Origin of the sequence: Limosilactobacillus portuensis, from assembly GCF_014838735.1 — a bacterium.
Classification (GTDB): Bacteria; Bacillota; Bacilli; order Lactobacillales; family Lactobacillaceae; genus Limosilactobacillus; species Limosilactobacillus portuensis.
In genome coordinates, this window is sequence record NZ_JABUXQ010000009.1 from 1 (window position 1) to 24,341 (window position 24,341).

Consider the following 24,341-nt stretch of genomic DNA (forward strand, 5'->3'; position numbering starts at 1 on the left):
AAACATTATTAGAACTAGAAGAACAAGTTAGAGAAGGAATTACCTATTTCACTGAAAAATTTATCTCAGCGAAGAGAAATGACCTTACCGCAGCGGAATACCGCTTTGGCAAGGCCAACTAATTTTTATTATTTAATGTGTAAACTTGACAGGGCACAGTACCCCTATCAAGTAATAGTTTATTACGATTCTTAGAAAATGTTAACACTTTTGATTGAATTTATTTATCACATGTTTACTTCTCTATAACACCACTGTTAAGGCATTTATTAGCATTCAATTATGCGTTTGGTTAATGAATATTGAAAAGCAGTCAATCACTCTATTTAACGGCATTTAGTAACTTCAAATAAGTAACGTTATTTTGAAAAATACAAATTTATTTTTTATTTAAAGCTAATTGGTAAAAGAAAAAACTTCAAACAATTATTTTATCTAATGAAATATCCATCATATGTTGATTGTCTTATAGACTTTTTAGCAATTTTTGTACCGTACTTTTGCTTTTTGGTTTTCAATTGATAACTTAGATTTAAGAGAAGTCGAAAAAAGGGCAGGAAAAAAGCAAAATGCTTTTTTCCTGCCTCTAATTATTTATCAGTAGTCTTCAAACTTACCAAGTCTAATCGCGGGAATTAACCCGAGCCTTCAAGTCTAACTACGAACAACTCTGATGATTTCATCATCATTCGTCGTTCTAGGTTAGCCAACCAGGCTCTTAAATGGGTTAATTTCCGGCTCCTTTATTGAATCGTTGGTTGATAAGTAGTACAAATCTTACGACCGTTACGCATGAAGACGCAAACTGTTTGGGGATCAACCGTCCCAACAAATGATCGTTCTGGGTAATAAGTAATTAATCCGGTATCAGTCTCAATCTCTGCTTCACCAATTCGTTCACCATTTGCCGTCATTTCGATAACGGTCGTTGTCTTGTTGTTTTTAACAAAAACTGCTGGCTGAGCTGCCGAGATCTTCATATTTGGAAGAACCTTTCCGGCAACAACCTCAACCTTTGATTGACCATTCTGACCATTAACATATGTGGTATTTTTAATATCATATTTTGCAACGTCAATCGTAAAGTCAACTTCGTGTGAATCGCCATTTGCGGTTTTCGCTAATAGCTTGATTGGCGATGTTTGACCACTGAATCCAGCAGCCGCTTCAAAATGAATTTTGTTTCCTTGGGTTAAGGTAAAGGTATTTACCCCGCCACCAATTAACTTTTGCTTCAGTACTTTGGCTGGTGTTTCCTGACCGTTAACCACGAAGCTTAACTTGGTTACTGGTAATTCCAAAATTGGCTGACCATTAGGAAGGATTAACCGCCGTGCCGTAATTTGCGGAACATAACTAGAATTGCTGTACAGGTTATTAATCATCGTCTGGTACTGCTCAATTGTTAGGTTCGTGTATAGGAACACACTCGTCGTTGTATCACTAAACATGATTCTTCTCTGCAAATGGTATTGTGGAAGAAGAGTGTTTGGCTGATATTGCAAGAAACCAACGCGAGAGAACTCATCATTAGCAATGATGTAAACCGGCGCAATCTTGCCCTCGTATTGAAGGTCATTATTATAAAAGGCTACCTTTAACTGGAATAGCTTATCAGTTGCAACAAACGTTAATTGGTAGGTTCCCACATTAGCACCAGCAATCGGCTGACCGTTGTCATCAGCTCTTAGTGCCGGTAAAGTAGCAACCGCTTGTTGAGCACTCTTCTGGTTAAACGAAACAAATTGCGTCCGTTGCGGATCATTAAGGTATGGCGAGGTGCTCAATGCAAATGAGGTTTTGACGCCCTGATCATTTTGAATATCAATTGTCTTTTCCTGAACCTGTGTCCCTAACAAGCCAAAGCTTTGTTGCCGACCACCAATAAACATATTAGCAAGGTAGATCTGGGCATTTCGCCCCTCTTTTACAATTGTAGTGGGATCAAAGCTGGTAATTTGATTACCATATTGATCGAGCAGGACTCCTTGGGGGGCCTTCAAACTAATTGGATCATACTTTCCCGCCGCATTAGGGGAGAAAGAAACTACTTGAACGGGGTGTTGCATATCACCACTAACTGAATTGATGATAAGCGAACCCTTCGTTTTACTCTTATTTTGGCCCATCCCAGCATTAACGTTGTTAACCAGTGCAGCGTTACCGTCAACCTTGCCGGAAACGGACCGACCGGCCACGTTATTAGGTTTGGTGTTTATTTTTTGATCATAATCGGTCATTTAACGTCCCTCCTGCAAGGCTTTCAACTGATAACCTTAAAATTTTCTTAACATTATTTTAACCTAATATTAGCCCCTTCTATTCTCCTTTTCAAGTGACTTGTTAAAAAAATAACAATAAATTTATTATCAAGTGTTCAAAAAGATAAAAGGCCAAGTAAACACCGTCACTTAGCCTTTTATCTTTTTGAATAGAGGTATAATTTTCTTCTATTTTTAACGTCATTAATTAACAAATCATTAAACTGCTGTTAATTAAATGTTCAGTCTTAAAATACTGGTTGATAGCTACATTTAACTACCTGATTGTCCTTTAGATAAATCAGAACAGTAATCTCATCCAATTGACCGGTATAACCTGATAACTGAGCCAGGTTAATCTTACCAGTTGCTGGATCGATTTGTGCCTCACCAACAGTTTGCCCATTAGCAGTAACATTAATAATTGTTGTGTTACTACCATCCTTAGCAAAGAAGACTTGCTGTACATTAGCCTTCTTTAAGGAAACATCAGTATTTCCAGCACGAAAAACAACTTGATCCTTTTGGTGGTCAGCAGAATAGTTAATTGCCGGTTTTAGGATTGTGGTAACGTAATCGACCGTATGGCGATCACCATTAACTGTTGTTACGCTCAGCTTAACCGGAGCAACTTTACCGCTAAATTGCTTTGCCGGAACCACATTAATTGCGTTTCCCATAATTTTAAACAGGTTGCTCTCCCCATTAGCTAGAAACTATTTTAGCTTTGAAGCATTCGATTGCTTACCATTAATAACAAAACGGATCTCTTTGATTGGAATTTGGAGAAACTTCTCGCCGTCTTGACCATCAACTTCTTTAGCAACAACTTGGTCAACCTTTGCCTTCACTGCTGCAGGATTAACCAATGCTGGTGTTTGCGGTTGGGTGATAGAAATTGTTTGAATTTTCTTTCCAGCAGATTCCGTTGTCGTCTGTTGAACGTCCGGTTCTGTCGATAATTCATTATTAGATACCGCAGACTGCGCATTCTCAAGTTGTTTCCGAAGCATTGATCGATAATCAGCCAAACTCATCTTTGCACGTAAAGAGAGCGGTTCGCCCTCCCCTGTTGCCGTCGTAAATGCAGTCGCAACAAATAAGGATTTCTCGTCCTTATTAGTCGATAAGTCTTTTGGTGCTGATTCACTTTCTCTTTTGAGCGATTGTGTCGGTGCTTGACTAGTTGTTAAGACCTGTTTATTGTTTGCTGACGTTTCAGATTTATTTTCCATAATATTACCACTGCCTTTGCTAAATCATTATTCCGTTAGCAGAATCGCGGTTATCTTATGGATAAAATCCACAAGAACACAGTAATTGTTTTCCATTAAATTACTGCAATAGAAGCTAACCTCTTTTTCATAATTCAGTTGATAGATTAATTCATTACTCAACTATTACTATAACCCTAGTAAACTGATTTCGCAATGTACAAATTTATCCTAAAACTTTTTCAATGCGTCCCCAAGAAACTTCCAATAATCTAATAACAGTGACATGTCAACAACGTTCAAATTATCCAAACTTAATTTAGTCATATCATTCACACTAACCCGCAAAATATTGAGAAAGCTGGTCATTCGCACAATTTTAGCCTGCTGGACCTGTGGTAGTCGATCTAAAATAACAGTTTGTAATTCTTGAAGAACACCGTCATAAAAGCCGACCTTATCTGTTGCTTGAATTGGGAAGGCCTCAAAGATTTCTTCACTTTGCTGGGCAAATGATTGGTGCCATTGATCCATAGCTGTCCAATATAGCTGGTATAATCGCTGATCATCTGCTGTTCCATTTTCAGGATGGTAACGATTAACCGCTTTCCACTGTGCAAGGATTTCGAGGTATAGGGACTCATGTTGCGTCCATACCTGGTCTTCACGGTTAGCGGTAATCCAATGCTGAAGATCATCAATTAACTTTTGCGGATTAGTATTTTGATCCACTCAAAAAACTCCTTTCGGTCTCCAATAATATTAAATTTTATTCCCCGTGACTAAAAAATTGCGCAGCCTTAATTGCTTGCTGCCAGCCATCATAGAGAGTTGCGGCCTTTTCTGGTTCCATTTGTGGGGTAAATTCATCCCCAATCTTTGAGAGCTTCTTTACTTCATCTTGGTCGTGCCAAAAGTCAACCGCAAGACCGGCAAGAAAGGCTGCCCCTAAGGCTGTCGTTTCCTCCATTGCTGCCCGTTTAATTGGTGTTTGTAAAATATCAGCCTGGAACTGCATCATGAAATTATTGCGTGATGCTCCACCATTTACGGTTAAGGCTTTCAATGGTAGGTTAGTATCCTTAACCATCGTATCAACGACATCACGAGTCTGGTAGGCGATTGACTCCAGAGTTGCCCGAACGATGTGCCCCCGATTAGTTCCCCGGGTCAAACCAAACATGGCACCACGGACTTCCTGATCCCAGTATGGCGCTCCAAGTCCGGTAAACGAAGGAACAACGTAAACACCACCAGTAGTCTTTGCGTCAACAGCCATTTGTTCTGACTCGCTCGCATGCTTAAATAACTGCAGGCCATCACGTAACCATTGCACTGCAGACCCGGCAACAAAAATACTTCCTTCAAGGGCATAGTATGTTTTGCCGTTGATCCCATAAGCAATCGTTGTTAACAGGCCATTATCCGAAAGGGTCGGTTCCAGTCCCGTGTTCATCACGATAAAGGCCCCGGTCCCATAGGTATTCTTAACCGAACCCTTCTCATAAGCTGCTTGCCCAAATAAAGCTGCTTGTTGGTCCCCCGCAATTCCGGCAATTGGGATCTGCACACCAAAGAAGTGGTAATCACCAGTATAGCCATAGATTGCAGAACTCGGCTTGACTTCTGGCAGCATTACTTCTGGAATATCTAATAATTTTAGGATATCCTGATCCCACTTCAGATCGTGGATGTTGAAGAGCATTGTCCGGCTCGCGTTAGTAACATCCGTAGCATGAACCCGTCGACTAGAAAGGTTCCATAATAACCAAGTATCGATCGTTCCAAAGAGCAAATCACCATTGGCTGCCTTTTGCCGTGCTCCAGGAACCCGATCCAAGATCCACTTAATCTTGGTTGCTGCAAAGTACGAGTCGATTACCAACCCGGTCTTTTGATGAATCATGTCCTTATAGCCGTCTTTAATTAGCTGTTCAGCAATCTCACTGGTTTGTTTTGACTGCCAAACAATTGCGTGGTAGATCGGCTTACCGGTGTGACGATCCCAAATAACGGTGGTTTCCCGCTGGTTAGTAATCCCGATGGAAGCAATCTTATATGGTGGGATCTGAGACTTGATCATGACATCCGAGATCACTGACTGGACGGCATCCCAAATCTCCATTGCATCATGTTCAACCCAACCAGGCTGCGGAAAGTATTGGGGAAACTCTCGTTGGCTCATTGCTACTTTATTCCCTTGGTGATCAAAGATGATCGCCCGCGTACTAGTGGTCCCTTCATCAATCGCCATTACATATTGTTGTTCATTCAAAATTCTCATCCTTTTCAAATTAAACTCAGGAACGGTCGAAAAAAGGGAGCCAAGCTAACTGCCCAGCCCCCTCTAATGCTCTGTTTACTTGTCGCTAACCATCTTGCCAGCAACGCTGTAACGGTCTTTTCGCATTTCATTTAAAACGATGTGAATTCGTTCAGCTGGGACATTAGCATCCTTTGAAATAGCAGCTGTAACATCCTTTACCAAGGCCTTTAACTGTTCGTCAGTCCGACCTTCAAGCAAATCAATATGTACTAATGGCATTTGTATGCCCTCCCTTGTTAAATTTATTTAATCTTACCATAATCGACTATCTTCCGGCAATTATTCTTATTAACCACGACGACCAAGCCGTTTCCGTACTTCGTTAACAATCTCATACGGCCCGGTGTAAAGAATGTGATCACCATATTCAAGAACAGTATCCCCGCTTGGCGAAATCGGCTTATGCTTGCGGTAAATTCGACTAACCGTAATTTGATCAATAAATGGTAGGCTGCGAAGTTCAATACCAACATAACGCTGATTATGAATCGTCGCTTCAAATAATCCTGAATGAGCACTCATCAGCATTTCAAAGACCGATGGTGATTCAATCAGCGAACGCAGAACACTATTCTGGACCACAAAGCTATTGAAGATTTCTACTCCGAGACGGTTAAGCTCATCAATATGTTCGGTAGAAATCTTTGGGTTTTGAACACTCGCAATTACCCGCTTAACACCATGCTTTTTTGCTAGGACTGCCATTTGATAATTCTTGTTATCATTTCTGAAGCCAAGAACCATCACGTCAGTATCAAAGTAATCACCGTTATCAAGCGCCTGCTCATCAATTTTTTCAAGGTATTTTAGATCATCAACCTCGCTGTTGAAAGTCTTGTAGTTATCCTGGTTATCGGTCAGCATCCGAACAACATACCAATTATGGGACAACTGCTGGGCAACCGGAACAGTTAGGGTATTCGCACCAATAATGACAACCCGTTCCTTAACCAGGTCTTCTTTATTTAACTTATAGGTTGAATTAAAGACAATCGGGGCCACGACACAAACAATCACGGCCGCCAACACGAAGGCATCTGATTGCGTGCTTGTAATTGCATGAAGGTTCTTAGCCACTTGTAGTGATGGCAGTACCAAAGTAATGGTTGTAACGGTTAGGAAACTACCAGCAAACGAATTTCGGCTGTTAAACCGCCGACGATAGATTAACATTGTTGGTAGCTTGGCGATAATAAAGCAGGCCACCAAAACTGGAATTAACGCTAGTGCAGTACTATTAGCAAATAACGATTTTAGATCTAATCGAACCCCCGTCATAATAAAGAAGATCGGGATAAAGAAGCCGTAACCAATTGAAGTTAACTTTTCCTGAGTAGCCTCGCTTGGTTCCAGTAATTTCATAACCATTCCAGCAAGGAAGGCTCCCAGAATATTTTCTGCCCCAACTGATTCAGCAACCGTCACCAGAGTAAAAATCAGGAAAAAGGCTAGCCGAATATCAAGCTGGGTAGTCGCCTTAGAAACATTATTGAACCAGACATAGGGTTGACGGAACCGACGTAAAAGAAAAATGGCTGCCAAGAAAAGAAGCACGATTAACCAAAGGCGCCCCGCGTTATGACCGTAAATTGAGGCATAAAATGTCAATGCCAACATCGGAATTACTTCACCGAGGACAGCAGTTAACAAGAGTGTCTGCCCCATCGGCCGACCGAGGATCTCCTTTTCCTTAAGCGTTGCGATAACAACCCCTAAAGCAATCGTTGAAAAGAGTAGCGTTGCCAGCAGAATATCGGAAAATAGTCCCGTGAAGTAAAGGAACACGCCCAGCAGAAAGGCGGTAATAATCACACAGATGAAACTAAGGACAGCGATTGAAACTGGGGACTTAGCATCACGTTTTTTCTGACCAGGGGCCTTCTTAAAGAGGTCAAAATTAATTTCCATTCCGGAGAGGAACATTAAAATAATTACCCCTAAACTAGAAAGCAACATCAGTGAAGACGTTTCCTGAACAATATTAAAGGCACTCTTTCCCAGGAGAATTCCCGCAACGATTTCTGCAACGGCGGTCGGAATACTTGAAACCTTAAATCGAGCCATTGCAATCGGGATAATAAGTGCCGCCAACATAATAATCAGCATTGATAACTGTTGCATAATTTTCCCTCTCTTACGAAAAAAATAATCAATCTATTATATGATCTTTTTCTAGTACACGGCAAAAGAATTCACTGGTTGAAATTTTCACTGCCAATCTAAGCGGTGTATAATTAAGAAAGAATGTTAGTGAGCAACCATTATTTTAAGAACAATTTGGTACTCACACTTAATTAATTAAAAGGGGTTTTAAAGATGCCAAACAAATTATCCGCTTGTACGAGTATTTTGATTGGAAAAAAAGCCAGTATTGATGGCTCAATTATGATTGGTCGAAATGAAGACGCTAAAGCCGCCTGGCCAAAGCACATGGTCGTTCACCCTCACGGTGCTGTGCCACGTAAATTCATTTCAAAAGAAACTAAATTGGAACTTGAACTTCCTGATGACAGTGCCCGCTACTCCGCTACACCTGAATGGACTGATAAGTACGGGTTATTTGAAGAAGACGGAATTAACGAGTACAACGTTGCAATGAGCGCAACCGAAAGTGCCTATTCCAATAGTTTAGTATTAGGTGCGGATCCACTAGTCAAGAACGGCCTGAATGAAGAAGCAATGGTAACCGTTGTTTTGCCATTCGTTAAGACTGCTCGTGAAGGAGTTCTCCGTCTTGGTAATTTAATCGCCAAATACGGGACGGGCGAAACTAACGGGGTCCTGTTTGCTGACAACAATGAAGCCTGGTATTTTGAAAGCGGTGCTGGTCATTACTGGGTTGCCCAGCGAATTCCTGATGATTGCTATGCAGTTGTCGCTAACCAATTAGCAATCCAAGAAATTGATTTTAACAACCCAAATAACTTTATGTTCCACCCTGGGATCCAAGAATTCGTTGAAAAGAACCACCTTAATCCGGATCCAGCAACATTTAACTTCCGGAAGATCTTTGGAACGGCTGACCGGTCAGATGCCATTTATAGTGAACCACGGGTTTGGATTGGTCATCAAATGTTCAGTCCGCGTCAGGCTAGTGCTGAAACACCGGAATCAACTGAATTACCATTCTTGATGAAGCCGGACCGCCTTCTTTCAGTGATTGATGCACAAAACTACTTGAGCAATCACTATGAGGGAACTGAGTTTGATCCATTGACTAGCAGTCCGAATGCCCACAAATACCGACCAATTAGCTTGGCTAAAACTCAGGAATCACACATTCTTCAAACTGGACGCAAGGGCCCAGATATTCACTGGCTCGCCATGGGGGTAGCTAACGAAAGTACCTACGTTCCATTCTTTAACGGAATTACTAAGTTACCAGCCGCCTATGGTCGAGGAAAATTACCAGCTCAATTAAACTCTGCCTACTGGATCTTCAAGCATGCCAGTGTCCTGGTCGATAGTCACCTTCATGACTTTCTTCCTCTCCTCCGGGATGTTCAAAAAGAACGGAATGCTGCTGCACAAAAGTTAATCCGTGAAACTGATACTAAGGCAGCTTCATTGCAAGGTGATGCATTAACCGACTATTTAAACGATCAAAGCGACAAATTTGCTAACGATACCCTAACCGCTTACCGCAACCTCGCAATGGAATTAATTACGAAGATGACTGATTACTGCGAGTTAAATTTTAAGACGGATGAGAATTTGTAATATAGGATCATTTAAAAACTAAAAGACCAGCAACATTGTAATTGGTGTTGCTGGTCTTTTGTGTTGGGTGTTTTACTGTGGCATGGTAAAAACGTGCTCGCCGTGACCGCAGCTTCCGCCTAAAGTTCTAGGCAGCATAGTAGAAATGTGCTCGCCAGGAACTTGCTAGAGCTAATAACCTCCCTCCCAGATGCTTTCAGCATCCAGTCGGGAGAAATTGTTACTCCTAATGCAGCATTGCCAAAACGGGCTCGCACTCTATCTCAAACGTGCTTCGCCCGAGTTCCCTAGAGCTAGCAACCTCTCTCCTAGACGCAAGCCGCCTTCGTCGAGAGAAATTGCTAGCTTTCCGGGAACTCTTTGGGGCGAAGGCACTCTACTTATTATTCAACACAATATCCGATGGCTTGACTTCGCTACCGAAGTAAGGCTTGAGTTGGCTATTGTAATCTTTAGTAAAGAAGTCTTCCTTATTTAACTTGGTGATTTCCTTATTACTCCAATTGAGGAGGGACTTGTTACCCTTCTTGACGGCTGGAGAGATGTATTGCTTAGGACCGATACTCTTGATACCAACGGTGTACTTAGGGTTATTCTTTACCCAAGCGTAAAGGTATGAGTTATCATCAGCAAGTGCTGCGGCCCGGTTATTCTTCAGGGCGTTAAATTGTTGGGTCTTCGAATCAAACTTCAATAGTTGAACACCTGGTTGCTTACTAGTGAAGTAGTTTTCAGCGGTGGTTTCCTTAGTAACGATGACCTTCTTGCCCTTTAATTGACTAACCTTAGTGATTGCCTTCTTCTTTGGCGAAACAACCCCAACGGATACTTTCATGTAAGGCTTAGCAAAATCAACAACCTTCTTCCGCTCAGGGGTAACGGTGAAGTTAGCCAAAACAATATCAGCCTTGTTCGAATTCAACGTATCAACCCGGTTGTTAGCGTTAACTTGAACAAACTTGGGCTTAACACCAAGATCCTTTGCCATCCGCCGTGCCAATTCAACATCGTAACCAACACGCTTACCATCCTTGTTCACCCAGCCATATGGTAGCAGGTCACCAAAAACGGCAACCCGTAAAGTTCCCCGCTTCTTAATCGCGGAAACGGAACTAGAATCGCTCGCAGCATTTACGGTTGCTGGCTTAAGGTAACTTGAACCAGCAAGCAAGGCAACTGCTCCTGCTACAGCAACAGCCCCAGCAATAATCTTTTTCCAATTAATCTTCAACATATCAATTCTCCCTTTCTAAAACTCCATGCTTGATAAGAATTCTTCTGCCCGAGCAGTTTGCGGATGTTCAAAGAACTGTTTCCCTGGTGTCTCCTCTAAAATTCGACCGTTTTCCAGGAAGAGAACTTGATCCGCAATCTGCGCTGCAAAATTCATTTCATGAGTAACAATAATCATCGTCATGTGATCCCGATCAGATAACTCCTTAATAATTTCGAGAACTCCACGCACCATTTCTGGATCGAGAGAAGCGGTGACTTCATCGAAAAGCATTAATTCAGGATGCATTGCTAACGCCCGGACAATTGCAATTCGTTGCTTTTGACCACCTGACAACTGACGAGGGTATGAATTTGCTTGGTCCGCCAAGTCAACCCGTTCCAACAAGGCCATTGCTTCCTTCTTAACCTCTTCCCGATTCCGCTTCTGGACCTTTGTCGGTGCTAAGAGGATGTTATCCAGGACAGTCAAGTTAGGGAATAAGTCGTAACTCTGAAAAGCCATCCCGATCTTTTGGCGCAACTCCTGCCATTCCTTTGGTGAAGGATTAACTTTATTTCCCTTGAAATAGATAGTCCCGTCACGGAATGGTTCCAGACCATTCAGGGTACGGATCAACGTACTTTTCCCGGAACCAGAGGGACCTAGTAACGTCACAACCTCGCCCTTCTTTAATTCAAAATTAATGTCATGAAGAGCTTGCCAATCACCATAAAACTTATTTAAATGTTCAACTTTAAGAATTTCTTCTGCCATATTACCACCTACTAAAATTAATGCTCTTCTTTTGCAGTGAGATGCTTTGCCCAGAGAGATAACGGGTAGTCAACAATGAAGTAGAGGATGAAAATCAGACCATATACCCAGAAAATACCGGTTGGGTGCGTTTGGTTATTTGCTTCGATGATCTGTTGACCAACATTGATGACATCCATAACACTAATCATCAGCAATAGCGAAGTTGTCTTGATTACCCGCGTTGCTAAGTTGATTGTTGCTGGGAGTTCCAACTGGATTGCTTGGGGCAACAGGACATAACGGAATAATTGCCATTGATTTAGCCCCAATGCTAACCCTGACTCGCGCTGGTGTTTAGGCACCGATTCAAGCGCTCCCCGAACAATATCGCTAAATTCAGCTGCAACCCACAAGGAGAATGCTAGAACTGCCATCCAAGTTGCCGGCAAATTAACATTAAATTGTCGCGGTAAAATGTAGTAAACCAGGAACAGGAGAACTACTGTCGGCACAATCCGAAAGAACTCGAGGTAAAGGAGCAGGATAAACCGGATAATCCTACTAGGCAGGGTTCTTAAAAGGCCGAAGATTGTTCCAAGTAACAAGCCAATTGCTAACGAAACAACCGCAATCCATACTGATGTCCACAGCCCACCCATTAACCGGGCAAAGTTCGTTCCTTCAAATAAAACACTAATTCCCGAATGAGCCATACCGAACCCTCCTTTCAAGCCAGTCAAGCAGTAAGATTACCGGAATTAAGATAATTGCGTAGGCGATTACCAACACAAACAAGTACTCGTTCGACCGGTAGTACATTCCAATCAAGTCAAGAGCTGTATTAGTCAGCTCCGGAATTGCAATTACGGAAAAGATCGACGTTTCCTTGATTAGGAAAATAATATTAGCCGCTAACGCTGGAACACTCAATGACAATCCCTGCGGAAGGATAACGTACCGTGCAAGCTGATACTGATTCATCCCCAGTGCTTCACCAGCATCAATCTGGGTTTGACTAACCCCATTAAATCCACCAGTGAATCCTTCAGCCATGTATGCTCCGCCAAGGAAAATCAACCCAATAATCCCACAAGTTTCGGCCGTCATCTTAAACCCCATTACTGGAAAAGCATAGTATAAGAAAAATAGCTGAATTAGTAATGGAGTATTCCTCGCAACCTCAACGTAAACGTTAAGAACCTGCCGAAGACCCGGAACCCGAAAGTACTGTACTAAACTGGTGATAATTCCAACAATGATTGAGCCAACAATCCCAACTAGTGAAAGCCAAAGAGTTAATTTAAACCCTTGGACAAAGTTAGGGAGGCTCTGCTGGATAATCGTCCAATCCATATAAAGATCATCCTCTCTTTTCTTTTACCGCGAAGTGAAAAAAGGCTTACAATTCAAATTCAGAATTGTAAGCCTAGTTTATTAATAATCAATCCAAAAATAGCTTGATTACCCTTGATTTTACTAGAATACAAATTACTGAATTTTAATCACGCCAAAAGACTTGTTACAAACAACGCAACAAGCAGAACAGAATTCGTTTGGCATGACATTATTCAGCATAATCTGTACTCCCTTCGTGATGAATTAATTAAATTTTACCCGATAATGGCTAAAAGTCAATAGGATATGCTAACTTTTTGTAAGTTATCGATTGAACAAAGTCCCGTTTTAGTTAAAAAATACTTACCAATGAGGTTAGCAGAACAATAATCAGGATAATTCCCATAATAATCTTGGCCGGACTAAACTTTTCAGGTTTCTTAGCATACGCTTTCCGGTGTTCCTTTTCAACATGGTTCAACCGGTCAAGGGCATGTTTCTCTACCATTGATTCATTATCTTTATCTTGCTTTGCCATTTGTCAACGCTCCAATCACTTCTTTGTACTGTTCAACAGTCGCATCATTAGCATGTTCACGCTGGGTATCGATTAGTTTCTCCATCAATGCTGGCTTAAGCAACGCTGTTAAAATCGTTTGGGTCATTTCTTTGGCCTGGTTTTGTTCAAAGACATTTTGCGGTGCAACGAACTGCGGTTCATGCAAAGTATCCTTAAAGCCAAGGATTAGCATGTTTTGCTCAAAGGCTGCCCGGACACTATCAAGAATTTCACTTCCCCGGTTAATATCAAGGTAGACGTCACAGTCTTTCAATAATTGTAAAGCCCGTTGACGGCTAACGTTTGGATAAACCGTTACATTTGGTCGTTCCCCAAACGCGAGGAGCTTCCCGGACATTTCGGTAACCGCAGCAATATGGAATTGGATATTTGGCATTGCCCGCACTAATTCATCTAAATGATCAATTTGGTCAGAATTAGTCATAATTAGAATACTTGGTTGTAGCTTATTCCCTCGTGGGTGCGGGTAAATCATCCCCAAATAATGGAGATCCTTAACGTTACCAGTACCATTAGGGAATAATTCTCGACGGCGCATCCAATCACGGTGACGTTGGAAAACGATATGCTTCGTCCTGGTCTTCTTGTCTAGCAGGTACTGCATATTACCGGGAATCTCTGCACCGGTATCTTCATTCCAGAAGAGCGTGTCTGAACCATCAGCTGGTAGTTGATCCATTACCCATAGCGGGTAGCTAAGCGAATTATAAAAGATGTGATCAAGGTTATACTTTCGTAACTGAAGATAGAACGTGACGAACTGCGGTAATGAAGTAAAGTGGCGGTGAATCTTCTTGGTGTTTAAGAAGATGTCACCAGCAGTAAGGTTCCACTCAATCACAATCTTGCCGTGATTATCAAAATACTTCCGGTACTTTGCCTGACCATTCTCATAATAAGTTTTAGCAAATAAGTGCCCGTGATTATTGTAATGATCGACCCATGAAACCGGCCCAATATCATCAGACCAGCGAACTTCCTTCACCAGCCGCGTGTTATTTGTAGAACTATAAAAGATCTGAGCCTTTCTCTTATCTAAATCATAAATCCGGCCCTCGGAGGCTGTACTTAGGATTCGCCAATAGCACGGAATCTTAAGCTGATCAAAGTACAACGGATCATGGTTATCAGTTAAATTACAGAAATACTTAAACGGCGAATCAACATCGTCAGGCAAGAAACCATCATCAACCATTGCTACTGACGGAATCTTGATCTTTGCCGTTTTTTGTGAAAAGAGGAAGTCACGAGAACTGCCATCATATTTTTCAAATAGGTTAATCATGTTTTAATTCCTCCAATAGCTTCCCCACCGCTTAGCAACGTTATCGGTGAGGTATGGTTCCGCAAGGTCATAGGAGCGTTGGATGAACTTCTCCTGATCAGCAGCGGTAAAGAGTTTGACAACTGCACCAGCTAAGAGGTCGACCTTCTTATCGTCGCTCCAATCCTGAGTATATGGTAACAAGTAGCCGTTCTTGCCATCATCAATGAAGGTCTGGTTACCATATGGCACGTCAAACCCAATCATTGGCAAGCCCGATCCAACTGCTTCCAAAAGACTTAGGCCAAAGCCCTCACTAGTGGAACCAGCAATATAGGCTGCATAGTTTTTGTAAACATCGGTAAGGTCATGTTGCCCCATCAACCGAATATAGTCATTAGCATGGTACTGATTAATTAGCTCAGTCAGCCGGGCCATTTCGCCACCCTGACCGTAGATATCCAAGGTAACGTCTGGCACTTCCTTGTGCGCCTTAGCAACTGCCTTCACTAACCAGTCAATATGCTTTTCGGTAGCTAACCGCGAGGCCGTGATTAGTGAATGCGGCTTCCGCTTAGTAGTTGGCTTCGTCAGCTTTTGCAAGTTTCCCACCGGAATAGTAGTAACGTTCGGTGTCACGTTCTGGTATTGCTTAAACTGCTTGGATAACAGTTCACGCTGCTTATCAGTGGCCACGATGAAACTAGCGACATCCTTTGTATGGGTAAACTGGTACTCGTAGAAGTTATTCCATAAAACATTCTTCTTGTTGGTATAGTGCTCATCGTAGTGGTCTGCATGAACGACAATTACTAACTTGGCTGGGTTATGGTGTTCAAAAATCAATTGACCATTAATCAGAATATTCCCGTCATCCTCACGGTCAAGAATAATTGTGTCATCCTTCGTCAGGTGAAGTCGTTTTAACATTTCAAGGTAAAGAGCGTTCTTTGAATAATAAATCTGATCAGGGAATTCAAAGACTTCATGCTTTCCCCGCAGATGTTGAGTATAAGCAACACTACCATCCTCATTATAGAAGTCACGGTAAACTACATGGTTGCCGTTCTTTTCACCGCTATAATATTCGGTTGCGTATTTCGTGTATGAATAGAAATCACGTTTTACCATTGCCCCATTAGCAACGTAGGAAACCTGATCAATCGTCTTCTTTTCGGGATCATGGAAGCGAACATTGATCGATAACCCTTCTTCATCAGAAGTATAGAAGTAATTCTTACCCCCCCATTGATCTCCTTACAGTTAAAGCTCCGGTCTTTAAGATTAATATCATCCTCAAACTTACTCAGGGGATAATCTGATGGTGCAATTTTGACATCAGTAAAGAAATTGTAAAACCAGATGATCTCATCGTCAGAATAACCAAGGTTTTTCGTTAAGTCCTCAATGTTGTTTGCAAAGATTAGATCCGAAAAAATAAACTTGGCTGGTATTTTTAATTTTCGTAATGATTGGGCACGGTAAGCCTGGGCGTACTCGACACCGCTGCTTGCCCAACCAATTCCGAGGTTGACATTATATACAGTCATCTAATCGTCCTCCCGTTTACCTAGTTGAAACTAACCACTAGTTGGTTCTTCTTGTTTAACTTAATCCGACTAAGCAGCAAGTTATCAACCGCTTTTTTCCGCGCTTCACGCAGCATGTTCTTGTATGATTCAAAGGCCTTTACTTGATAAATATAACCGGGATCACGACCAGAAAGCGACCATGGTTCAACAATAATCCGCAAATCATTGAGGTAATTAACCTGATCAGTCCAACAACTATCCAAGGCGGTTAACAAGGCGGAACGGTAAAACTGGTTTAACTGTTCCGTATTAATCAGCGTCTTGTATTTATCCTTGAGAATATCTGTACATAAGTTTTCCAGGTACTTTTTGAGTGCCTTACGGTTATACATTAAATTATCTGGAATCTTAACTTCCTTATAAGTAAAATGCTCGTTAATCAAATGTTGCAACTGACTAGGCGACCAATCTGTCTGGGTATTAAGAAAGTCGTCAATCCCCTCGCTTAGCCAGTTACCAACTGTTCGTTCAAGGCGGGCATTATTCATTAACTTTGCCCGTTCCTTATAGAATTGAGTTCGTTGAATCCGCAGAGCAACTTCGTACTTATTAGTCTTTTTCCGTGACCGGACCTCACCATCGGCTACCCGACTCTTTAGCATTTCCAAACTGAGGCGGATCCGGGGGCTCGTAAGCTCCTTAGGCATCGCTCCCTTACGACGCTTTTCAACTAACTTCCGGTACATCTTCTTAAACCGCTTCGTACTTGCCTTTGCGATATAACTATCTTCCAACGAAATATAGAATTGACTGGAACCGGGATCTCCCTGTCGTCCAGCACGACCAGCAAGCTGCAGTTTAACCCGTTCTGGCAACATTTCAGTCCCAATAACTGCCAGGCCGCCTTTCTCTTTGACGCCAGGACCGAGCTTAATATCGGTCCCCCGTCCGGCCATGTTGGTTGCGACCGTAACGGCTCCTGGCTGACCGGCATCCTTAACAATGGCAGCTTCACGGGCAATGTTAAAGGCGTTTAGAACGTTGTGCGGGATCCCCCGGTCAAGTAGCAGTTCCGAAATAATTTCGGAATTTTCCACTGAACCGGCAACTAGCAGAATCGGTCGTCCTGCTTTATGGAGCGTGATTGCGTCATTCAACGCATGCATTAACTTTTCGGAAGTTGTCAGGTAAATCTTTGGCGGATAGTCTTTCCGAATAACCGGCTTATGGGTCGGAATTTGGACAACTTTCATGTTATAGACGTTGATAAATTCGTCTTCATCACCCTTAACCGTCCCACTCATTCCAGAGATCTTATCAAATAATCCGAATAAACTTGGGAACGTGATTGAAGCAGCTGTTTTTTGGTTATCGGTAATCTTCACGTGCTCCTTTTGTTCAACGGCCTGATGAAGACCGGTATTAACCTTAACCCCGTTTTTCAGCCGACCATCAGTTTCATCAAGCAGGACAACTTTCCCCTTTTCAACCAGATAGTCGTGACCATTTTTCATGAAGTAGTGAGCCCGCATCGCCAAAGCAATATGACGGTAAACCTCACGACTTTCATCATTATACAGGTTGCGGATCCGGAAATATTGTTCGGCTCGTTGAACCCCGTTATACGTTAACCAGATTGCCTTATCCCGACGAAATGTAGAGGGCGGTTATAAAATGTAGGAAATCGGCGGTTTAAAATTGTCGGTTTTCCTACATCTTTTGTATACTCACTTTATCAATCTCTTGAGGAAGTGATGAGTATGCGAAAAGAAGTTTACGAAAGGATGAGATATTTTGTGGTAGAGCAAATAAAACCAAATTACTCCGCTGTTGCACGACAGTATGGCGTTGATCCACGAACTGTAAAAGCCGCATATTTGAGAGCTCAAAGCGGTGAACCAACAATTGTTAGGAAGCGACGAAGCCGTCGCAGTAAGCTAGATGAATATCAAGACATGATTGAGGATAAATACACTGCTGGCTGTTCCGCTAGATCGATTTATGACTTCATCGTTGAAAAAGGCTTTACTGGCAAATACACCATCGTTAAAGATTATTGTCGTCGTTTCCGTAAAGCACAAACTAAGAAAGCAACGATTAGAGTTGAGCATACGATTGGCTTAAGTGCTCAAGTCGACTGGAAAGAACAAGTTACTATGACTGATCGGAATGGTGTTCCACATACCTTCAGTATTTTCTTGTATGTGTTGCCTTATTCTAAGTTTAAGTTTTTAAAGCTAACCTTAGATCAGAAGCAGGACACTTTATTCAAATGTTTATTTGAAGCCTTTAAAGCTACGGGTGGAATTCCTAAAGAAATCTGGTTTGATAATATGTCAACTGTCGTTGACCATAAGTTAAGTGACTTCCATCATCATCAATTCAACGAACGCTTTTTATCATTTAGTCATGATGCGGGATTCCATTCAATTGCTTGTCGGCCATTTAGACCGCAAACTAAGGGTTGCGTTGAGGCCTTAGCAAGAACAATGGGACGCTTGAAGCCCTATGACGGAGAATTCAGTACTATCAATGATTTTGAACAATATCATTAATCGGTTGGCTAAACGGCTTAATCATGAGAAATCACAAAGCAATAACCAAAAGCCAGTTGAATTATGGGCAAAAGAAAAAGAGCATTTCCGGTCTCTCAACTATGACCTCACAAGATACTTTAACAGCGTCCAAACCAGAAAAGTATCGCAAGATTCAATGATTAGATTTCAAAACCATCAATACTCTGTTTCCCCTAATTATATCGGAAAAGAGGTTGAAATTAAACCGACTACTGATGGTAAAGCTATTCGTATTTTTTATCAGGGCTTTGAAATTCAGAAACACGATTTAACCGATAAGCAATTTAATTATGATCCACATGATAAACGCGCCATTCTTAGAAGCGATTTGATGGCAGATAAAACAGACGAAGAAATTAACCATTACATGCATAACAACCTTAGTATTTATGATCAGATTGGGGGGGGGAGCAAAATGAATCAATAACAAAGATTAATTGACAATTTAACGAAGTTAAATTTACATAATATGGCTGCATCAATTGCTGATTATCGACAACAAGTCAACGACAGCCAAATTAGTTTTAGTGAAGCTCTATTAGAATTAACTGATAATGAGATTACCTATCAACAACAGGAAAGCTTAAAGCGAAGGATAAAGCGGGCTCGCTTCCCTGTCGTCAAACGGCTTAATGACTTTAACTACCAGTTTCAACCTTCAATTAACGGCTCATTGTCAATCGGTATTGATAATGAGCCATGAAATTCACCAAAGTGTGAAAATTAACTAGATCGACGGCCGATCAACCATCTTAACCGGCAGGATGGTCGTACTGCTCATCATCGTCCCCTGCGCAATTTGAATAAGCAACTTGCGGGCGGCCACGTTCCCCATTAGCTGCACGTCTTGGCGCATCAGGTAAATACCGTCTTGCACATAACGTGACCAGCTCCAGTCATCAAAACTGACTAAACCGACATCGTCGGGAAAATTAATCCCTAACTCATGAAAGATGTCGAGCAAGTCAAACAGTACTGGTCCCATCAATGAAACCACCACCGTCTTGCCAATTAAGTTATCTAGTGCATTTTGCAATTCGCGCTTGAGCCATTGCTGATTATGACCCTTGGTTTCTAGATTATAGTAATTCATGCCGTAGTTCTTCGCCGTCGCCTTCAAACCTGCAATCCGGGGAATCTGGCCGGAAGCCTGCGCAAAATGCGCGCTGATCGACAAAATATTGTGGTAATGGCGCGCATGTAATACTCTACCCAAGCGGTAGCAAGCATCCATGTTGGCACTAGTCACCTTGCCGACCGTGTCCGGCTGGTCGACCACTTCCCGGTCAGCCAGCACGAGCGGAATCTGCCGGTCAATACATTCTTGAAATTGGTCAAAGTGAATGGCGTCAGGCTGCACAATAATGCCATCCGCCTGCAGTTCATAGAGGCGCTCTAAGGAACGGGCTTCCGTTTCGCAACTATTATTAGTATTCATCAAGACGATATCATAGCCAGCTGGTTGCAAAATGTCATCGATCCCTTTGGCCAGCAAGGTGGAAAAGGGGTTACCGATATCGCCGACCAATACTCCCACCACGTTGGACTTAGCCGATCGCAACCGACGGGCCGAAGCTGCCGGCACATAATTTAATTGCTTGATGGTCGCGGCGATATTTTGCTTCGTCTGCTCCCCCATCTTCGAATATTTACCGTTCAAATAACGGGAAACGGTCGTATTGGACACACCGGCGGCCCGGGCAACCTCTGATATGGTCGTATGTTTCAATCTAAATCCACCCTTCAGTCAAACTATTGATATCTTATCTCATGATGATTGTTTCATCAATCATAACCACCCGTGAAACGGGTGGTTTGCTCTTCGGCTAAAAGCCGATAAGATAAGCCAGCGTCTCAAGGCGCTGGCTTTTCCTTCGTCCAAGCCAAAATGCTCTGACTACTTCGCTACTGCTTTAAGCAGTGTTCGTATTACTTCGCCTTACTCTTAAAAGGGTCGGAGTATTCAACAGTGGTTAACTTATCCACCACCATATCATGCTTTTCTTGGTCTCGGATATATTTCTTAATGGTGGATTCGTTCAACCCTACCGTACTGACATAATATCCTTCTGCCCCAAAATGGCGATTACCAAATTTATATTTTAAATTGGCATGATGATCAAACATCATCAAAGCGCTTTTGCCCTTCAAATATCCCATGAATTGCGAAACGCTTAACTTCGGTGGAATACTTACTAACAAATGTACATGGTCAGGCATTAAATGACCTTCAATAATCCTTACGCCTTTATACTGACATAATAATTTGATGTAATCGCGTAAGTCTTTTCGATATTGATTGTAAATTATTTTCCGTCTATACTTTGGAATGAATACGATGTGATACTTACATAACCACTTCGTATGGGCTAAGCTATTTAGTTTATTAGCCATATTTATAAAACCTCTTTTCCCTTATTTGATTTTGGCTTGAACACCTACATCTTAAGGCAAAAGAGATCTTTATTTATATAATTTTTATCCCCCACCCGCAAAGCAGGTGGTTTTTTGTTTCGCACACTCGCTACGCTCCCGTGCTCAACTAGGTCTAAAGACATTAATCAACAACAAGCAGGCATTTCGCTACAAAATGCCTGCTTGTTTAATTTAATTATACAAACAGCGAAATTAAGTATACCGAGCCCAATCCAGCCAGAGCCAAGACCGACGTCAAGGTTGACCAGGACAAGAGTGTTTCTTTCAATGATAGGCCAAAGTAAGACTTGATCATCCAGAAACCGGCATCGTTAACGTGATCACAAAAGACTGAACCAGCACCGATTGCCAGAACCATCAGCGCCGCCATCGCGGATTGTGACCCGTATTGTTGTGCCATTGGGGCGATCAAACCGGCCGCCGTCAAAGCGGAAACGGTTGAAGATCCCAGGCAGACCCGCAGGACCGCGGTAATCAGCCAAGCCGCCAGAATTGGTGACATGTGGGTGTGCAAGAATAAGTCAGAAACGTACTTGGAGATCCCCCCGGCAACTAAGACTTGCTTAAAGGCACCACCACCACCGATAATCAGCAGCATTGGCGCAATCTGCTTAATAGATGCGGTTAAGGAATTTTCGATTTCGGCCATCTTCTTGTTGCGGTGCAGACCCATGGTAAAGATCGCAAAGATCAACGAAATCAGCATCGCCTCATCTGGAGCACAAACAAATTGAATAAATTCACCGACCGGATTGGTTTTAGGAATAATGAATGAACAAATCGTCCCGATTGCAATCAGGATAACCGGCATCATCGCGGTTAAAACAGAAATGCCAAAACCAGGCGTTTCTTCCAGCTTAAATTCCTTGTATTCACCTAAAACGGAAATATCGATGTTTTTACGGTAAACTTGCGGGTAAACCTTGTGCAGCACCCAGTTGAATACCGGGCCGGCAATAATAATGGTCGGGATGGCCGCGATAATCCCTAGCAGTAAAACATGCCCTAAGTTAGCGTGCAGCATGTTAGCAATCGCTGTCGGTGCCGGGTGCGGTGGCAAGAAGGCGTGGGTCACATTCAAAGTAGCGGCCATCGGGATTCCCAGGTAGATCAATGGCATGTCCAATTCCCGGGCAATGATGAAGACAATTGGCAATACGACAACCAGACCAACTTCAAAGAACAGGGCCAGGCCAATGATAAAGGATGCGAGAATAATTGCTAACTGAATCCAGCGCCGGCCAAACTTATCAATCAAAGTTGTCGCGATCCGGTAACCACCACCGGCGTCAGAAACCAGGGCCCCGAGCATCGAACCGAAACCGAAGATAATGGCCAGGTGTCCTAATTGACTCCCAATCCCGGCTTCAATGGTGTTCGGAATTTTAGCAATTGGCACCTTCAAGAGCAACGCAATCAGAAATGAGGTAATAATCAGTGAGACATAAGTATTGAGCTTGAGTTTAACGATTAAGAAAATCAGGAAGATAACCCCGATTAAGACAATGAGTAAGGGCATGTGATGAATTCTCCTTTCAGTTGATTAAACTTATGAATTAGCCTGTTGTAAATCAGTAATCCGACCGTACAGCGGTGATAACAAGGTAACGACCTGTTCAAACACTGGCTGGTATTGTTGGTAGACGGCCGCAATCGCTGCATCCGGTTGGTAAGTTTCTTTATCCCCGATAAATTTATCCACGATTGCTAAGTCCTTGACCTGGCCGATGCTCTTCATGGCCATTACTACCGCAGCTAGGCAGCCAGATTCAAAAGACTGCGGGATTTCCACCGGGCAATTTAAGACGTCGGCTAACATTTGCTTCCAAACGGCCGACTGAGCAAAACCACCGGTTGCCGTGACACTCTTCGGTTCGCCAACCAATTCACGCACGGCTTTAAAGACACTGTTAATGTTCATACAGATACCTTCCATAACCGCTCGGAGCATGTCAGCTCTAGTATGCAGCTGCGATAAGCCAAAGAAGCTTCCCCGAGCGTTGGCATTCCACAAAGGTGCTCTTTCGCCACCCAAGTACGGGTTGAAGATTAATCCATACGAACCGGCCGGCACGTTAGCGATCACCTCGTTGGCCAGGGCATAAGCGTCAATGCCTTCATTTTTCACGGCACTGGCATCCACTAGGTGTTCGACCGCCCACTGGAAAACGTCACCCCCGTTATTCAAGGGACCGCCAATCACCCATAAACCATTATCAACGGCGTAGCAGAATAAGCGTTGCTGCGGGTCGATTACGGGATGGTCGGTAACCACTCTGACAGCTGCCGATGTGCCGATGGTAATGGCAACTGTGTCTTGCGACAAGGCACCCACACCTAAATTAGATAAGGCCCCGTCAAACGCTCCGTAGACAAACGGGGTATCCGCCGGAATTCCCATCTTGACCTGGGCTTGATGACGCAGACCAACTTCTTGATGGGTACCCGCAACAATTTTTGGCAATTGTGATGCTTGTACATGGGCTAGTTGCAATGCTTCCGGATCCCAATCGGCAGAATTAATGTTCATCATGCCGGTACATGAAGCGATCGAAATATCGACCTTAAAGACCCCGAACAAGCGGTAAAAGAGATAGGACTTAATATCCCCGATATAGGCCGCTTGCTCAAGTTTGTCAGCGTCTGTTTCGTGCAGCCACATCAGCTTAGTGAGTGGCGACATCGGGTGAATGGGCGTCCCGGTTTTCAGGTAAATTTGCTTACCTTGAGCTGAACTCTTTAACTTAGCCGCTACTTTGCGGGCCCGCGTATCGGCCCAAGTCATCACGCGACTTTGGGGATGAAAATCCTGGTCCAGCAAGATCACACTTTGATTTGCGCTAGAAAAAGAGACTGCTAATAGCTGACCCTGCTTTAAATCAGCTTGAGCCGCCGCGTCGTGGATTACTTTTTCCACTGCGGCCACTAATTGATCAGGATCTTGTTCCGCCATCCCGCTAGGATCACGATAAAGCGTATATCCCTGTTTACTGGTTGTGAGAACGTGGGCTTGGTCGTCATACAGAACCGCCTTAGTACTGGTCGTGCCCACATCAACACCAATGTAGTAATTCAAAATGCTTCCCCTCCTATTACTGTAAGCGTTTTAGTTTATCGATACACCA

19 protein-coding genes and 4 pseudogenes are annotated in these 24,341 nt (G+C 42.8%); 4 read left to right on the forward strand and 19 right to left on the reverse strand.

What is annotated here, in order from left to right; all coding sequences use genetic code 11:
• A pseudogene (locus HUK49_RS11185) lies at positions 1-122 on the forward strand (IS3 family transposase); the annotation flags it as partial.
• A 621-nt stretch (positions 123-743) separates the two neighbouring features.
• Here the strand turns inward: HUK49_RS11185 and HUK49_RS04055 are convergent.
• From HUK49_RS04055 to HUK49_RS04085, 7 genes are all read right to left on the reverse strand, one after another.
• On the reverse strand, positions 744-2,240 hold the full coding sequence (locus tag HUK49_RS04055) for a hypothetical protein (RefSeq protein ID WP_191912755.1): 1,497 nt from the start codon (positions 2,238-2,240) through the stop codon (positions 744-746).
• A 269-nt stretch (positions 2,241-2,509) separates the two neighbouring features.
• Positions 2,510-2,941, reverse strand: coding sequence for a hypothetical protein (locus tag HUK49_RS04060; RefSeq protein ID WP_191912756.1), 432 nt, complete (start codon positions 2,939-2,941; stop codon positions 2,510-2,512).
• 36 nt (positions 2,942-2,977) lie between these two features.
• Positions 2,978-3,496 (reverse strand): hypothetical protein, encoded by a 519-nt coding sequence (locus HUK49_RS04065; RefSeq protein WP_191912757.1) that lies wholly within the window; start codon positions 3,494-3,496, stop codon positions 2,978-2,980.
• 210 nt (positions 3,497-3,706) lie between these two features.
• Complete coding sequence (locus HUK49_RS04070) at positions 3,707-4,207, reverse strand: hypothetical protein (RefSeq protein WP_191912758.1); 501 nt, start codon at positions 4,205-4,207, stop codon at positions 3,707-3,709.
• Positions 4,208-4,244: 37 nt separating this feature from the next.
• Entirely contained in the window at positions 4,245-5,750 is a 1,506-nt protein-coding gene (glpK, locus tag HUK49_RS04075) for a glycerol kinase GlpK (RefSeq protein WP_191912759.1), read from the reverse strand.
• An 84-nt stretch (positions 5,751-5,834) separates the two neighbouring features.
• Entirely contained in the window at positions 5,835-6,020 is a 186-nt protein-coding gene (locus tag HUK49_RS04080) for a 2-hydroxymuconate tautomerase (protein WP_124031687.1), read from the reverse strand.
• 69 nt (positions 6,021-6,089) lie between these two features.
• A complete protein-coding gene (locus HUK49_RS04085) occupies positions 6,090-7,922 on the reverse strand; it encodes a monovalent cation:proton antiporter family protein (protein WP_191912760.1) in 1,833 nt (610 codons plus the stop codon).
• A gap of 195 nt (positions 7,923-8,117) precedes the next feature.
• Here HUK49_RS04085 and HUK49_RS04090 point away from each other — a divergent pair, with 195 nt between their 5' ends.
• The gene (locus HUK49_RS04090; RefSeq protein WP_191912761.1) at positions 8,118-9,521 is read left to right on the forward strand and encodes a C69 family dipeptidase; all 1,404 of its coding nucleotides are present in this window, start codon (positions 8,118-8,120) and stop codon (positions 9,519-9,521) included.
• A 376-nt stretch (positions 9,522-9,897) separates the two neighbouring features.
• Here the strand turns inward: HUK49_RS04090 and HUK49_RS04095 are convergent, their stop codons facing one another.
• From HUK49_RS04095 to HUK49_RS11545, 8 genes and pseudogenes are all read right to left on the reverse strand, one after another.
• A complete protein-coding gene (locus HUK49_RS04095; protein ID WP_191912762.1) occupies positions 9,898-10,755 on the reverse strand; it encodes a transporter substrate-binding domain-containing protein in 858 nt (285 codons plus the stop codon).
• Positions 10,756-10,770: 15 nt separating this feature from the next.
• Positions 10,771-11,511: an amino acid ABC transporter ATP-binding protein gene (locus tag HUK49_RS04100; RefSeq protein ID WP_191912763.1), complete on the reverse strand. Its 741-nt coding sequence runs from the start codon at positions 11,509-11,511 to the stop codon at positions 10,771-10,773.
• A 17-nt stretch (positions 11,512-11,528) separates the two neighbouring features.
• Positions 11,529-12,206 carry an amino acid ABC transporter permease gene (locus HUK49_RS04105; RefSeq protein WP_003717460.1) on the reverse strand — a complete coding sequence of 226 codons (678 nt, stop codon included), beginning with the start codon at positions 12,204-12,206 and terminating at the stop codon, positions 11,529-11,531.
• A complete protein-coding gene (locus HUK49_RS04110; protein ID WP_191912764.1) occupies positions 12,187-12,846 on the reverse strand; it encodes an amino acid ABC transporter permease in 660 nt (219 codons plus the stop codon). Before HUK49_RS04110 ends, HUK49_RS04105 begins: the two co-directional genes overlap by 20 nt.
• 334 nt (positions 12,847-13,180) lie before the next feature.
• Positions 13,181-13,366 (reverse strand): hypothetical protein, encoded by a 186-nt coding sequence (locus HUK49_RS04115; protein WP_102169239.1) that lies wholly within the window; start codon positions 13,364-13,366, stop codon positions 13,181-13,183.
• Entirely contained in the window at positions 13,350-14,693 is a 1,344-nt protein-coding gene (gene gtfB / locus HUK49_RS04120; protein WP_191912765.1) for an accessory Sec system glycosylation chaperone GtfB, read from the reverse strand. Before gtfB ends, HUK49_RS04115 begins: the two co-directional genes overlap by 17 nt.
• Positions 14,686-16,222 (reverse strand): annotated as a pseudogene (gene gtfA, locus HUK49_RS04125) (accessory Sec system glycosyltransferase GtfA). The gene gtfB and the pseudogene gtfA overlap by 8 nt, the downstream one beginning before the upstream one ends.
• Before the next feature lie 20 nt (positions 16,223-16,242).
• The gene (locus tag HUK49_RS11545) at positions 16,243-17,841 is read right to left on the reverse strand and encodes a preprotein translocase subunit SecA (RefSeq protein WP_328797257.1); all 1,599 of its coding nucleotides are present in this window, start codon (positions 17,839-17,841) and stop codon (positions 16,243-16,245) included.
• A gap of 123 nt (positions 17,842-17,964) precedes the next feature.
• On the opposite strand from HUK49_RS11545, the pseudogene istA reads away from it, so the two are divergent.
• Positions 17,965-19,207, forward strand: a pseudogene (istA, locus tag HUK49_RS04135) (IS21 family transposase).
• A 9-nt stretch (positions 19,208-19,216) separates the two neighbouring features.
• Positions 19,217-19,447: pseudogene (locus HUK49_RS04140) on the forward strand (ATP-binding protein); the annotation flags it as partial.
• A gap of 60 nt (positions 19,448-19,507) precedes the next feature.
• Here HUK49_RS04140 and HUK49_RS04145 read toward each other — a convergent pair.
• From HUK49_RS04145 to HUK49_RS04160, 4 genes are all read right to left on the reverse strand, one after another.
• Entirely contained in the window at positions 19,508-20,509 is a 1,002-nt protein-coding gene (locus HUK49_RS04145) for a LacI family DNA-binding transcriptional regulator (RefSeq protein WP_191912766.1), read from the reverse strand.
• A 200-nt stretch (positions 20,510-20,709) separates the two neighbouring features.
• Complete coding sequence (gene tnpA, locus HUK49_RS04150) at positions 20,710-21,174, reverse strand: IS200/IS605 family transposase (RefSeq protein WP_191912767.1); 465 nt, start codon at positions 21,172-21,174, stop codon at positions 20,710-20,712.
• 217 nt (positions 21,175-21,391) lie between these two features.
• Complete coding sequence (locus tag HUK49_RS04155) at positions 21,392-22,735, reverse strand: gluconate:H+ symporter (protein ID WP_191912768.1); 1,344 nt, start codon at positions 22,733-22,735, stop codon at positions 21,392-21,394.
• Positions 22,736-22,765: 30 nt separating this feature from the next.
• Positions 22,766-24,292: a gluconokinase gene (locus tag HUK49_RS04160; RefSeq protein ID WP_191912769.1), complete on the reverse strand. Its 1,527-nt coding sequence runs from the start codon at positions 24,290-24,292 to the stop codon at positions 22,766-22,768.
• Positions 24,293-24,341 lie beyond the last annotated feature (49 nt).